Origin of the sequence: Streptomyces bluensis (genome assembly GCF_014650715.1) — a bacterium.
GTDB lineage: Bacteria > Actinomycetota > Actinomycetes > Streptomycetales > Streptomycetaceae > Streptomyces > Streptomyces bluensis.
Map to the genome: position 1 here is coordinate 106,286 of NZ_BMVM01000004.1, position 13,879 is coordinate 120,164.

Below are 13,879 nucleotides of genomic sequence, written 5' to 3' on the forward strand. Positions count from 1 at the left end.
CGATTCATGCACTCCGGCCAGAAGGCCATGACGGGCTTCGTCACCGTCATCCTCACTCTGCTCTTCCTCATCGTCGGACTCATGACGCGGTGGCCTTTGTGGGCGTGGCCCGTCTCCGTCTGCGTCCTCGGCGCCTACGTCGCCGCCTCGTTCGTGTATGCCCGTCGGCGAAGGCCGGTGATGCCGCCCGAACGGCAGCTCGAACCCGACCTGCCCATCGCACCGGTCGAGCGCTGGGAGTGCGTCGTGCGCGACGTCGCGCTGCCTTCGCTGTCGGACGACTACGACTTTCTGTTCTCCGCCACCATCCGCTGGCTTCCGCAGGATCCGCCCATGGACGCCTCGACCGTCAACTTGGGCGGGCTGGCAGTCGACGCGGTGCTGGAGCGGGCTCGCCGAGTCACGCAGCAGTCCTCACCGCGCCGCAGTTCCCTCGTCCAGCACCGGCTCAACGGGGAACTCGCGACCATGCTGCCCGATGCGAGCGGCAGGGTCGTCACCATGGCGGACAACGTGCGGTTGAAGCTGGAGGAAGCGGACCGCGAGCGCCTGGAAAAACTCGCCACGGTACGCAAGGACGAGGCTGTGTGGGAGCACGAGCGGAAGTGGGAGCAGAGCAAGCGCGCCTATCTCGGCGACGACGTGCTGAAGAGCCCGGGTAGCGCTGTGGTGTGGTGGCTCGCGAAAAACGACGAGCGGATCGACAAAACGGTGTCGGATATCGGGCTGCTGGCCGAGTTGGCGTCGGCTGCGCACGACCAACCGGTTCCATCGGACTTCCATCGTTTCATCCCGGGACTCGCTGCGGAGCCGGCACCGGATGCCATGTGGGAGCCGGACCCCGAGCCCGCCCGGGCGGAACCGCGCACGGCCGACGATGACGTCGACCGGCTGCTGGATTGCCTCGGTATCTCGGAAGACGACCCCCAGTCGCTGCTCTTCCTCAAGCGGGTTGCGGACGATGCCGAAGCCGCGGGGCAGTTCGCCATGGCCGAGGCGATTCGGCGCCGACTCGCCCTCTTCTCGCAGGGCCGAAGCATGCCGGACGAGTCGTACGACCCCGAGCCCCCGTATGGAGAGGCTCCCCCGGACGACGCTCCGGGCCGGGACAACCGCGGTTTCTGACCCGCTCCGTGGAACGCCCGTGGGCCCGGCTCTCGGACACTGAGAGCCGGACCCACGACAACAGAACCGGATGCGCTACAGCCCCACGGCCTCCCGCAACGCCTCCACCCGGTCCGTCCGCTCCCACGTGAAGTCGGGCAGCTCGCGGCCGAAGTGACCGTACGCCGCGGTCTGGGCGTAGATCGGGCGCAGCAGGTCGAGGTCGCGGATGATCGCGGCCGGGCGGAGGTCGAAGACCTTGGCGATGGCGGTCTCGATCTTCTCGGCGTCGACCTTGGCCGTGCCGAAGGTCTCGATGAAGAGGCCCACCGGCTCGGCCTTGCCGATGGCGTAGGCGACCTGGACCTCGCAGCGGGAAGCCAGACCCGCGGCGACCACGTTCTTCGCGACCCAGCGCATCGCGTACGCCGCCGAACGGTCGACCTTGGACGGGTCCTTGCCGGAGAAGGCGCCACCGCCGTGGCGGGCCATGCCGCCGTACGTGTCGATGATGATCTTGCGGCCGGTCAGGCCGGCGTCACCCATCGGGCCGCCGATCTCGAACCGGCCGGTCGGGTTGACCAGAAGGCGGTAGCCCTCGGTGTCCAGCTTGATGCCCTCGTCCAGCAGTGCCTTCAGCTCCGGCTCGACCACGAACTCCCGGATGTCGGGCGCCAGGAGCGAGTCCAGGTCGATGTCCGAGGCGTGCTGCGAGGAGACCACCACCGTGTCGAGACGGACGGCCTTGTCGCCGTCGTACTCGATGGTGACCTGGGTCTTGCCGTCGGGGCGCAGGTAGGGGATCGTGCCGTTCTTGCGGACCTCGGAGAGGCGCTTCGACAGGCGGTGCGCCAGGAAGATCGGCAGCGGCATGAGCGTGGGCGTCTCGTCCGTCGCGTAGCCGAACATCAGGCCCTGGTCGCCGGCGCCCTGCCGGTCCAGCTCGTCCACTTCGCCACCCGCGACGGCCCCCTCGACCCGGGACTCGTACGCCGTGTCCACGCCCTGCGCGATGTCCGGGGACTGGGAGCCGATGGAGACCGAGACACCACAGGACGCGCCGTCGAAACCCTTCTTCGACGAGTCGTAGCCGATTTCGAGGATCTTCTCGCGGACCAGCTGGGCGATCGGCGCGTACGTCTTGGTCGTGACCTCGCCGGCCACGTGCACCAGACCGGTGGTGATCAGCGTCTCGACCGCGACCCGGGAGGTCGGGTCCTCGCGCAGAAGCGCGTCGAGAATCGTGTCGCTGATCTGGTCAGCGATCTTGTCGGGGTGGCCCTCGGTGACAGACTCCGAGGTGAACAGGCGACGGGACACAACGCTCCCTGGGGTTGCAGCGGCTGCTGACTGATCATTGGCGGACGGGACGGGGGCTGCGCCCGGCATCGTCCGAGAACAGTTTATCGGTTGAGCACAACCGCAGACCTACCCGTCTCGCCTCTTGGGAGTGCTGTGACCTGCGGCACCTGCATTCTGCCCACAGGGGATCGGTGTTCGCCAGGGGCGCCACGCGCCAATGTGCGGTGTTCGAGGGAACCTTGGGGCGCACGAAACCTTCAGTTGAGACGGGTCACCACAAGGTCCCACACCTTCTCGGCCAGCGCTTCCTTCGGTCCGGGCGGCACCGGGGTCTCACTGCCGTCGGCTCCGAGTATCACGGCCTCGTTCTCCTCTGAGCCGAACGTCTTGCGCTCGCCCACCTCGTTCACTACGAGGAGGTCGCACGCCTTGCGCTTGAGTTTGGTGCGTCCATTGGCGAGGACGTCGTCCGTCTCGGCCGCGAAGCCGACGATCACCTGGCCGGGCCGGGGGCGGTCGGCAGATATCTCCGCGAGGATGTCCGGATTGCGGACCAGGACGATGGGGTCGGGCTCCTGGCCGTCCTTCTTCTTGATCTTCCCCTGTGCGTACGCCGCAGGGCGGAAGTCCGCCACCGCGGCCGCCATCACCACGGCGTCCGCGTCCGAGGCTGCCTTGAGGACCGCTTCGCGCAACTGGACCGCGGTCCCGACCTGCACGACGTCCACTCCCGCCGGGTCGGGCAGCCCGGTGTTCGCGGCGATCAGCGTGACCCTGGCGCCCCGGGCGGCGGCCGTACGCGCCAGGGCGTACCCCTGCTTGCCGGAGGAGCGGTTGCCGAGGAAGCGGACGGGGTCGAGGGGCTCACGGGTGCCTCCGGCGCTGACGACCACATGGCGGCCGGCCAGGTCGGGCTCGGCCACCCCACGCGCGAGCACCCTGCGACAGACCTCGAAGATCTCGGCGGGCTCGGGCAGCCGCCCCTTGCCGGTGTCGACGCCGGTCAGCCGGCCCACGGCGGGCTCGATCACCACGGCGCCCCGGCGGCGCAGCGTCGCCACGTTCTCCCGGGTGGCCGGATGCTCCCACATCTCCGTGTGCATGGCGGGGGCGAAGACGACCGGGCAGCGGGCGGTGAGCAGCGTGTTCGTCAGCAGGTCGTCGGCCAGACCGTGGGCCGCCCTCGCGAGCGTGTCCGCGGTGGCCGGGGCCACGACCACGAGGTCGGCCTGCTGGCCGATGCGGACGTGCGGGACCTCGTGGACGTCGTCCCAGACCTCGGTCGAGACGGGGTGGCCGGAGAGAGCCGACCAGGTGGCGGCGCCGACGAAGTGCAGCGCGGACGCGGTGGGGACGACCCGCACGTCGTGCCCGGACTCGGTCAGCCGGCGCAGCAGCTCGCACGCCTTGTAGGCGGCGATGCCACCGCTGACCCCCAGAACGACCTTCGGCTTGCCCACCGGGCCTCCCCACACTCGTCACGTGCACGCCGCGGCACTTCGGCGTACGACTGGCGTACCACTCAATGCTGCGCCATTGCGGGGGACGGCCCCCGCACTCCCGAGCAGACCACAGGCCCGGCAGTCGCGCTGCCGGGCCTGTGGAAAAGTCAGCCGCAGGCTGAAAATACTACTGCGCCGGGCCCTCAACGGCCTCGGACGTCAGCAGACCCGCATTGATCTCGCGCAGAGCGATCGAGAGCGGCTTCTCGTGGACGTGCGTGTCGACGAGCGGACCGACGTACTCAAGAAGGCCCTCGCCGAGCTGCGAGTAGTACGCGTTGATCTGACGAGCACGCTTGGCCGCGTAGATCACGAGGCTGTACTTCGAGTCGGTGGCCTCAAGGAGCTCGTCGATCGGCGGGTTGATGATGCCCTCGGGCGCGGTGATGGAAGAGGACACGCTCTACCTTCCGAAAGGGGGGATGAGATCGAAAACGATCACACTACGTCCATCAAGGCTAGCAGCTCACGCGCCACATCCTCGACGGAGGTGTTGACCAGGGTGATGTCGAACTCCGACTCGGCCGCGAGTTCGACCTTGGCCGCGTCGAGGCGGCGCTCGATGACCTCGGGCGGCTCGGTACCCCGCCCGGTGAGTCTGCGCACGAGCTCCTCCCAGGAGGGAGGGGCCAGGAACACCAGCTGAGCCTCGGCCATGGACTCACGGACCTGCCGGGCGCCCTGGAGGTCGATCTCCAGGAGCACCGGCTCACCCGCCTCAAGCCGTTCGAGCACCGCGCGACGCGGGGTGCCGTAGCGGTTACCGGCGAACTCGGCCCACTCCAGCAGCTCGCCGTTGGCGATCAGCTTGTCCATCTCGTCGTCGGTGACGAAGAAGTACTGGACTCCGTGCTTCTCGCCGGGGCGGGGCTTGCGAGTCGTCGCCGACACCGAGAGCCAGACCTCGGGATATTCCTTGCGCATATGGGCGACGACCGTGCTCTTGCCGACCCCGGAGGGGCCGGAGAGCACGGTCAGCCGCGGACGTTCACTCATGCAGCGATTATTCCAGCAATCCCGGATACCCAGGACTCAGGAGCCGGTGCTGCCGAACTCGCGCTCCAGGGAGGCGATCTGGTTGGAACCGAGGCCACGCACACGGCGGCTCTCGGAGATCCCGAGTCGCTCCATGATCTGCTTGGCGCGGACCTTGCCCACGCCCGGCAGGGACTCAAGCAGGGCGGAGACCTTCATCTTGCCGATGACGTCGTTCTCCTGGCCCTGCTTGATGACCTCGTGGAGGGAGGCGCCGGAGTGCTTGAGTCGATTCTTGACCTCGGCCCGCTCCCGGCGAGCCGCGGCGGCCTTTTGAAGCGCGGCTGCGCGCTGTTCAGGGGTAAGGGGCGGAAGAGCCACGCCTACGTCACCTCGGATGTCGAACTGTCGGATACGGACCGGTGAGGAACCTAGTCGCCCCACACCTGGGGAGCTACGAGCAACACGCTTGCCCGTTCTCCCCCACTGCCTTGAGGGCGTGGGAGGCGCCCCCACACGTCGGAGACTAGCGGTCAAGTCCGCCTGAGTCAGCGAGAACAGCGGAAAAGTCCTGGTCAGCCTCCCTGGAGTCGGACATAACGGGCTTATTGCCCCGGATTTGAGAATGTATTCAGACTCAGGGTGAGACCCGGGCCGTCCGTGAGGCACTCATCGGAGGACTCAGGCCGCCGCCACGGCGGCACCGATCTCCGCCGCGAAACGCTCGGCGGACCCGCGGAGCGCCGCGACATCAGGCCCGTGACGCAGGACACCCCTGCTGACGTTCGGGACGACCTGCCGCACGGCCGCTCCGAAGGTGCCCGGGAGGTCCGCCGGAGTCGCTCCCTGCGCGCCGATCCCGGGTGCCAGGAGCGGACCGTTGATCTCCAAGTCGTACGACGACAGGTCACCGAGCGTGGCCCCGACGACCGCGCCGAAGGACCCCATGGGCGCCTCTCCGGCGTTCTCGGCGGCGAGGTGCGCCAGCATGGCCGCTCCGACGTTCCGGGCGCCGGTGTCCCCGGTGTGGACGGCGTGCTGGACCTCGCGTCCCTCCGGGTTGGAGGTCAGCGCCAGCACGAACAGGCCCGCCCCGCTCTCGCGCGCCAGCTCCACAGCCGGCTTCAGCGCCCCGTAGCCGAGGTACGGCGACACGGTCAGGGCGTCCGAGAACAGCGGCGCGCCCTTGCTCAGGAAAGCCTCCGCGTACGCGGCCATGGTCGAGCCGATGTCGCCGCGCTTGGCGTCCATGACGACCAGGGCGCCCGCGGCCCGCGCCTCCTCCACCGACTTCTCCAGTACGGCGACACCGCGCGACCCGAAGCGCTCGAAGAACGCGCTCTGCGGCTTCAGCACGGCCACCCGGTCGGCCAGCGCCTCCACCACGGTGCGGCTGAACCGCTCAAGCCCGGCGACGTCGTCGTTCAGGCCCCAGCTTGTGAGGAGGGACGCGTGCGGGTCGATGCCGACGCACAGCGGGCCGCGCTCGTCCATGGCGCGCCGCAGCCGGGAGCCGAAGGGTTCCGGACCGCTCATGCCGTCTTCCCTGCCTTCCGGGTGTCCGCGCCGACCGCGTCGGCGAGGGTGGCGTACGGGCTGCTGCGGAGGCGCGCGGCGAGGCCCTTGTGGACAGCACGGCTCCAGAACGGGCCCTCGTAGATGAAGGCGCTGTAGCCCTGTACCAGGGTGGCGCCGGCCAGGATGCGCTGCCAGGCGTCCTCGGCGTTCTCGATGCCACCGACGCCCACCAGGGTGATCCGGTCGCCCACGCGCGCGTAGAGGCGGCGCAGCACCTCCAGGGAGCGCGCTTTCAGAGGGGTGCCCGAGAGCCCGCCGGTCTCCTTCACGAGAGAGGGGTCGGACGTCAGACCGAGTCCCTCGCGCGCGATGGTCGTGTTCGTGGCGATGATGCCGTCCAGGCCCAGTTCCACGGCGAGGTCGGCGACCGCGTCGATGTCCTCGTCCGCGAGGTCGGGGGCGATCTTCACCAGCAGCGGGACCCGGCGGTCGGTGACCGTACGGTCGGCGGCCTCGCGGACGGCGCTCAGAAGGGGGCGCAGCGCCTGAGTGGCCTGGAGGTTGCGCAGTCCGGGCGTGTTGGGCGAGGAGACGTTCACCACCAGGTAGTCGGCGTACGGAGCCAGCCGCTCGGCAGACTTCACGTAGTCCCCTACGGCCTCGGCCTCCGGCACGACTTTGGTCTTGCCGATGTTGACACCCACGACGGTCCTGAAAACGGTCTCGCGGGACGCAAGCCGGGCGGCCACCGCCAGTGAGCCCTCGTTGTTGAAGCCCATGCGATTGATCAGCGCGCGGTCCTTCACCAGCCGGAACAGCCGCTGCTTCGGATTGCCGGGTTGAGGCTCCCCTGTCACCGTGCCGATCTCGACGTGGTCGAAGCCGAGCATCGCCATGCCGTCGACGGCCACCGCGTTCTTGTCGAAGCCGGCAGCAAGCCCGAAGGGGCCGTGCATACGAAGCCCGAAGGCCTCCGTCCGCAGCTCCCGGTAGCGGGGCGCGAGGGCGGCGGCGACGAACGTGCGCAGCACGGGGATGCGGACGGCAAGGCGGATCCAGCGGACGGCCAGGTGGTGCGCCTGCTCCGGATCCATCCGTTGGAAGACCAGACGGAAGAACTTCTTGTACATGTAGGTGTCCTTGTGAAGAGGGGGACACCGTTTCCGGTGTCCCCCTCCTGGGCTGTTAGTCGCGGGCCGCGGTCAGGTGTTCCGCGTGTTCCTGGAGTGAGCGCACACCCACGTCACCGTGTTTGAGGGCATCGATGCCCTGCACGGCCGCGGCGAGCGCCTGGACGGTCGTCAGACACGGCACCGAGCGCGCCACCGCCGCCGTACGGATGTCATAGCCGTCGAGGCGGCCGCCCGTGCCGTACGGGGTGTTGACGATCAGGTCGACCTCGCCGTCGTGGATGAGCTGGACGATGGTCCGCTCGCCGTTCGGGCCCTCCCCCTCGGAGTGCTTGCGCACCACGGTGGCGTTGATGCCGTTGCGCTTGAGCACCTCGGCCGTGCCGGACGTCGCGAGCAGCTCGAAGCCGTGGGCGACCAGTTCACGCGCCGGGAAGATCATCGAGCGCTTGTCCCGGTTGGCGACCGAGATGAACGCGCGGCCCTTGGTCGGCAGCGGCCCGTACGCACCGGCCTGCGACTTGGCGTACGCCGTGCCGAAGACCGAGTCGATGCCCATGACCTCGCCGGTGGAGCGCATCTCGGGGCCCAGCACCGTGTCCACGCCACGCCCCTGGATGTCGCGGAAGCGTGACCACGGCATGACGGCCTCCTTGACGGAGATCGGCGCGTCGAGGGGAAGGGTGCCCCCGTCGCCGCCCGCCGGGAGCAGGCCCTCGGCCCGCAGCTCGGCGATGGTCGCGCCCAGCGAGATCCGGGCCGCCGCCTTGGCCAGCGGCACGGCTGTCGCCTTCGAGGTGAAGGGGACCGTACGGGACGCGCGCGGGTTGGCCTCCAGGACGTACAGGATGTCGCCCGCCATCGCGAACTGGATGTTGATCAGGCCACGGACACCGACACCCTTCGCGATGGCCTCCGTCGAGGCCCGCAGGCGCTTGATGTCGAACCCGCCGAGGGTGATCGGGGGCAGGGCGCACGCCGAGTCGCCGGAGTGGATGCCGGCCTCCTCGATGTGCTCCATCACGCCACCGAGGTACAGCTCCTCGCCGTCGTACAGGGCGTCGACGTCGATCTCTATCGCGTCGTCCAGGAACCGGTCGACCAGGACGGGCCGGGAGGGGCTGATCTCCGTCGACTCGGCGATGTACGCCTCTAGGCGCGCCTCGTCGTACACGATCTCCATACCGCGCCCGCCGAGGACGTACGACGGGCGGACCAGGACCGGGTAGCCGATCTCGTCGGCGATGGCCTTGGCGCCCGCGAAGGTGGTCGCCGTGCCGTGCTTCGGCGCCGGGAGACCCGCCTCGGCGAGCACCTGGCCGAAGGCGCCGCGGTCCTCGGCGGCGTGGATGGCCTCGGGCGGGGTGCCCACGACCGGTACGCCGTTGTCCTTGAGGGCCTGCGACAGGCCCAGCGGGGTCTGCCCGCCGAGCTGGACGACGACGCCCACGACGGGGCCGGCCAGCGACTCCGCGTGGACGATCTCCAGCACGTCCTCAAGCGTCAGCGGCTCGAAGTACAGGCGGTCGGAGGTGTCGTAGTCCGTGGAGACGGTCTCCGGGTTGCAGTTGACCATCACGGTCTCGTAGCCCGCGTCGCTCAGCGCGAAGGAGGCGTGGACGCAGGAGTAGTCGAACTCGATGCCCTGGCCGATGCGGTTCGGCCCGGACCCCAGGATGATCACGGCCGGCTTCTCGCGGGGCGCGACCTCGGTCTCCTCGTCGTAGGAGGAGTAGAAGTACGGCGTCTTCGCCGCGAACTCGGCGGCGCAGGTGTCGACCGTCTTGTACACCGGGCGCACGCCCAGCGCGTGGCGGACCTCGCGCACGACGTCCTCGCGCAGGCCACGGATCTCGCCGATCTGCTGGTCGGAGAAGCCGTGCCGCTTGGCCTCGGCGAGCAGTTCGACATCGAGACGCTCGGCGGCGGCCAGCTCGTCCGCGATCTCCTTGATCAGGAAGAGCTGGTCGACGAACCACGGGTCGATCCTGGTGGCCTCGAAGACCTCTTCCGGTGTGGCGCCGGCGCGGATGGCCTGCATGACGGAGTTGATCCGCCCGTCGGTCGGCCGCACGGCCTCTTCCAGGAGGGCGGCCTTGTCGCCGGGCTCGCCGACGAACGTGAACTGGCTGCCCGTCTTCTCCAGCGACCGCAGCGCCTTCTGCAGCGCCTCGGTGAAGTTGCGGCCGATCGCCATGGCCTCGCCGACCGACTTCATGGTCGTGGTCAGCGTGGAGTCGGCGGACGGGAACTTCTCGAAGGCGAACCGCGGCGCCTTGACGACCACGTAGTCGAGCGTGGGCTCGAAGGAGGCCGGGGTCTGCTCGGTGATGTCGTTCGGGATCTCGTCGAGCGTATAGCCGACGGCCAGCTTCGCGGCGATCTTGGCGATCGGGAAACCGGTCGCCTTGGACGCGAGGGCCGACGAACGCGACACACGCGGGTTCATCTCGATGACGATGACACGGCCGTCATCCGGGTTCACAGCGAACTGGATGTTGCAGCCGCCGGTGTCGACGCCGACCTCGCGGATGACGGCGATGCCGATGTCGCGCAGGATCTGGTACTCGCGGTCGGTGAGCGTCATCGCGGGCGCGACCGTGATCGAGTCACCGGTGTGGACGCCCATGGGGTCGAAGTTCTCGATGGAGCAGACGACCACGACGTTGTCGTGCTTGTCGCGCATGAGCTCCAGCTCGTACTCCTTCCAGCCGAGGATGGACTCCTCCAGGAGCACCTCGGTGGTCGGGGAGAGGGTGAGGCCCGTGCCCGCGATACGGCGCAGCTCCTCCTCGTCGTGCGCGAAGCCGGAGCCGGCGCCGCCCATCGTGAAGGAGGGCCGGACGACGACCGGGTAGCCGCCGAGCTCGTCGACGCCCTTCAGGACGTCGTCCATGGAGTGGCAGATCACCGACCGTGCACTCTCACCGTGCCCGATCTTGCTGTGGACCGCGTCGACCACCAGCTTGAACTGGTCACGGTCCTCGCCCTTGTGAATCGCCTCCACATTGGCGCCGATCAGCTCGACGCCGTACTTCGCCAGGACACCGTTCTCGTGCAGGGAGATGGCGGTGTTGAGCGCCGTCTGGCCGCCCAGGGTGGGCAGCAGGGCGTCCGGCCGCTCCTTGGCGATGATCTTCTCGACGAACTCGGGAGTGATCGGCTCGACGTACGTCGCGTCGGCGATCTCCGGGTCGGTCATGATCGTCGCCGGGTTGGAGTTCACCAGGACGACCCGCAGGCCCTCGGCCTTCAGGACGCGGCACGCCTGCGTGCCGGAGTAGTCGAACTCGGCGGCCTGGCCGATGACGATCGGGCCGGAGCCGATGACCAGGACGGACTGGATATCGGTGCGCTTAGGCACGCTGGCCCTCCATCAGGGATACGAAGCGGTCGAACAGGTAGGCGGCGTCGTGCGGGCCGGCTGCCGCTTCGGGGTGGTACTGGACGCTGAAGGCCGGGCGGTCGAGGAGCCGCAGCCCCTCCACCACGTCGTCGTTGAGGCAGACGTGGGAGACCTCGGCGCGGCCGTAGGGGGTCTCGGAGACCTGGTCGAGCGGGGCGTCGACGGCGAAGCCGTGGTTGTGCGCGGTGACCTCGACCTTGCCGGTCGTACGGTCCTGCACCGGCTGGTTGATGCCGCGGTGGCCGTACTTCAGCTTGTACGTGCCGAAGCCGAGCGCGCGTCCCAGGATCTGGTTGCCGAAGCAGATGCCGAACAGTGGCGTGCCGCGCTCCAGGACCGCCCGCATCACGGAGACCGGGTGGTCGGCGGTGGCCGGGTCGCCGGGGCCGTTGGAGAAGAACACGCCGTCCGGGTTCACGGCGTACACGTCCTCGACGGTCGCCGTCGCCGGGAGCACATGCACCTCGATGCCGCGCTCGGCCATGCGGTGCGGGGTCATCCCCTTGATGCCGAGGTCGACGGCGGCGACGGTGAACTTCTTCTCACCGATCGCCGGGACGACGTACGTCTCCTTCGTCGCGACCTCCGCCGAGAGGTCGGCGCCCTTCATCTCGGGGGCCTGGCGCACCTCGGCGAGCATGGTGCCCTCGTCGGGCAGCGTGCTGCCGGAGAAGATGCCGACGCGCATGGCGCCGCGCTCGCGCAGGTGACGGGTCAGGGCACGCGTGTCGACACCGCTGATGCCGACGACGCCCTGGTTCCGGAGCTCCTCGTCCAGCGAGCGCCGCGAGCGCCAGTTGGACGGCACGCGCGCGGGGTCGCGTACGACGTAACCCGAGACCCAGATCTGCTTCGACTCCGGGTCCTCGTCGTTGACGCCGGTGTTGCCCACGTGCGGGGCGGTCATGACGACGATCTGGCGGTGGTACGACGGGTCGGTGAGGGTCTCCTGGTAGCCGGTCATGCCCGTGGAGAACACGGCCTCGCCGAAGGTCGCCCCCACGGCCCCGTAGGCGCGGCCGCGGAAGATCCGGCCGTCCTCCAGGACGAGTACGGCGGGAACCCTGGTGGTTCCCCGGGTGGAGGTCGTCATCGTTCGGCGCCTTCCGTGGTGCTGGTCTTGGTCATGGAGGTGAGGGCTTCGAGCCACTCGTTGTGCTCGGCGGCCCGGTCGGAGCGGAAGCCCGAGTCGATCAGCCGGTCGCCGTGCTCCCAGGTGACGACGAGCAGTCCGCCCTCGGTGAGGACCTTGCCGGCGATGCCCTTGTCGAGCCGGGCCTCGCGCAGCGCGGCGGCCGGCACGAAGAAGTCGGTCGCTCCGGGGCGTACGACGTCCAGTCCCGCGTCCGTCAGGGTGAGCTCGGCCCGGCTTCGGGTGCCCAGGCCGTGCGCCACGATGCGGTCAAGCCACTGCCCGGCGGTGGTGGAGCCGTGATAGCGCCCGCTCATCGTCAGCGTGGCCTCGCCCGGGTCGTCCGGTGCCGTGGGCAGCTCGGGCAGGTCGCCCTGGAGCGTGCCGCGCCACTTCCACCCCTCGCGCATCAGCCAGTAGACGAGTGAGACGAAGAGGGCGAGGCCGACCAGCCAGCCGATGCGGGCGGCCCAGTCGGTCACTTCGGCCGACTTCTGTTCAGCGGCGATCGAGATGAGTGGTGTCACGTGAGCTTCCCGTCGACGAGCGTGGCCTTGCCCCGGAGCCACGTGTGCGTGACACGGCCCGGCAGCTCGCGGCCCTCGTACGGGGTGTTGCGGCTGCGCGAGGCGAAGCCCGCGGGGTCCACCGACCCACGGTATGCCGTGTCGACGAGCGTGAGGTTGGCGGGCTCACCTGCCGAGACGGGACGGCCGTGACCCGCGGCCCGGCCGATGACGGCGGGCTTGAACGACATGCGGTCGGCGACGCCCGCCCAGTCGAGCAGCCCGGTGTCGACCATCGTCTCCTGGACCACGGACAGCGCGGTCTCCAGCCCGACCATGCCCATGGCGGCCGCGGCCCACTCGCAGTCCTTGTCCTCGTGCGGGTGGGGGGCGTGGTCGGTGGCCACGATGTCGATCGTGCCGTCGGCCAGCGCCTCGCGCAGCGCGTACACGTCGCGCTCGGTGCGCAGCGGCGGGTTGACCTTGTAGACCGGGTTGTACGTCCGCACGAGCTCGTCGGTGAGGAGGAGGTGGTGCGGGGTGACCTCGGCGGTGACGTCGATGCCGCGGGACTTGGCCCAGCGGACGATCTCGACGGAGCCGGCGGTGGACAGGTGGCAGATGTGCACCCGGGATCCGACGTGCTCGGCGAGCAGGACATCGCGGGCGATGATCGATTCTTCGGCCACCGCCGGCCAGCCTCCGAGGCCCAGCTCGGCGGAGACGACGCCCTCGTTCATCTGGGCGCCCTCGGTGAGCCGCGGCTCCTGCGCGTGCTGGGCGACGACACCGCCGAAGGCCTTCACGTACTCCAGCGCCCGGCGCATGATCACGGCGTCGTCCACGCACTTGCCGTCGTCCGAGAACACGGTCACGCCCGCCGCCGACTCGTGCATGGCGCCCAGTTCGGCGAGCTTCCTGCCCTCCAGGCCGACGGTGACGGCGCCGATGGGCTGCACGTCGCAGTACCCGTGCTGCTGGCCGAGCCGGTAGACCTGCTCGACGACACCGGCGGTGTCGGCCACCGGAAAGGTGTTGGCCATGGCGAACACGGCCGTGTAACCGCCGCTCGCCGCCGCCCGTGTACCGGTCAGTACGGTCTCGGAGTCCTCGCGGCCGGGCTCGCGCAGATGGGTGTGCAGGTCGACCAGGCCCGGCAGCAGCACCTTGCCGTCGGCCTCGACGACCTCGGCGCCCTCGGCGGACAGCCCGGATCCCACCTCGACGATGGTCCGGCCGTCGATCAGCACGTCCTGCGGCTCGCCGCCGAGCACCTTCGCACCACGGATCAGGGTCTTGCTCAT

Annotated in this window: 12 protein-coding genes; 1 reads left to right on the forward strand and 11 read right to left on the reverse strand. The window is 69.4% G+C overall.

Annotated elements, in window-relative coordinates; genetic code table 11:
• The first annotated feature begins 6 nt into the window (after positions 1 to 6).
• Positions 7 to 1,125, forward strand: a complete 1,119-nt coding sequence (locus IE262_RS13175) for a phage holin family protein (protein ID WP_134039045.1) — start codon at positions 7 to 9, stop codon at positions 1,123 to 1,125.
• A gap of 75 nt (positions 1,126 to 1,200) precedes the next feature.
• Here IE262_RS13175 and metK read toward each other — a convergent pair whose 3' ends face one another.
• The 11 genes from metK to IE262_RS13230 form a co-directional block, all read right to left on the reverse strand.
• A complete protein-coding gene (gene metK / locus IE262_RS13180; protein WP_189873698.1) occupies positions 1,201 to 2,424 on the reverse strand; it encodes a methionine adenosyltransferase in 1,224 nt (407 codons plus the stop codon).
• Positions 2,425 to 2,663: 239 nt separating this feature from the next.
• The gene (gene coaBC, locus IE262_RS13185; RefSeq protein WP_134039047.1) at positions 2,664 to 3,866 is read right to left on the reverse strand and encodes a bifunctional phosphopantothenoylcysteine decarboxylase/phosphopantothenate--cysteine ligase CoaBC; all 1,203 of its coding nucleotides are present in this window, start codon (positions 3,864 to 3,866) and stop codon (positions 2,664 to 2,666) included.
• 169 nt (positions 3,867 to 4,035) lie between these two features.
• A complete protein-coding gene (gene rpoZ / locus IE262_RS13190) occupies positions 4,036 to 4,308 on the reverse strand; it encodes a DNA-directed RNA polymerase subunit omega (RefSeq protein ID WP_003982715.1) in 273 nt (90 codons plus the stop codon).
• A 38-nt stretch (positions 4,309 to 4,346) separates the two neighbouring features.
• A complete protein-coding gene (gene gmk / locus IE262_RS13195) occupies positions 4,347 to 4,904 on the reverse strand; it encodes a guanylate kinase (RefSeq protein ID WP_134039048.1) in 558 nt (185 codons plus the stop codon).
• A 36-nt stretch (positions 4,905 to 4,940) separates the two neighbouring features.
• Entirely contained in the window at positions 4,941 to 5,264 is a 324-nt protein-coding gene (locus IE262_RS13200) for an integration host factor (protein WP_131563075.1), read from the reverse strand.
• A gap of 300 nt (positions 5,265 to 5,564) precedes the next feature.
• Positions 5,565 to 6,419 carry an orotidine-5'-phosphate decarboxylase gene (pyrF, locus tag IE262_RS13205; protein ID WP_189873700.1) on the reverse strand — a complete coding sequence of 285 codons (855 nt, stop codon included), beginning with the start codon at positions 6,417 to 6,419 and terminating at the stop codon, positions 5,565 to 5,567.
• On the reverse strand, positions 6,416 to 7,531 hold the full coding sequence (locus tag IE262_RS13210; protein WP_189873702.1) for a quinone-dependent dihydroorotate dehydrogenase: 1,116 nt from the start codon (positions 7,529 to 7,531) through the stop codon (positions 6,416 to 6,418). Before IE262_RS13210 ends, pyrF begins: the two co-directional genes overlap by 4 nt.
• Positions 7,532 to 7,586: 55 nt before the next feature.
• Positions 7,587 to 10,895 (reverse strand): carbamoyl-phosphate synthase large subunit, encoded by a 3,309-nt coding sequence (gene carB / locus IE262_RS13215; protein WP_189873704.1) that lies wholly within the window; start codon positions 10,893 to 10,895, stop codon positions 7,587 to 7,589.
• A complete protein-coding gene (gene carA, locus IE262_RS13220) occupies positions 10,888 to 12,030 on the reverse strand; it encodes a glutamine-hydrolyzing carbamoyl-phosphate synthase small subunit (RefSeq protein WP_189873706.1) in 1,143 nt (380 codons plus the stop codon). The genes carB and carA overlap by 8 nt, the downstream gene beginning before the upstream one ends.
• Positions 12,027 to 12,596: a PH-like domain-containing protein gene (locus IE262_RS13225; RefSeq protein WP_189873708.1), complete on the reverse strand. Its 570-nt coding sequence runs from the start codon at positions 12,594 to 12,596 to the stop codon at positions 12,027 to 12,029. Before IE262_RS13225 ends, carA begins: the two co-directional genes overlap by 4 nt.
• Positions 12,593 to 13,879: a dihydroorotase gene (locus tag IE262_RS13230; RefSeq protein ID WP_134039054.1), complete on the reverse strand. Its 1,287-nt coding sequence runs from the start codon at positions 13,877 to 13,879 to the stop codon at positions 12,593 to 12,595. The genes IE262_RS13225 and IE262_RS13230 overlap by 4 nt, the downstream gene beginning before the upstream one ends.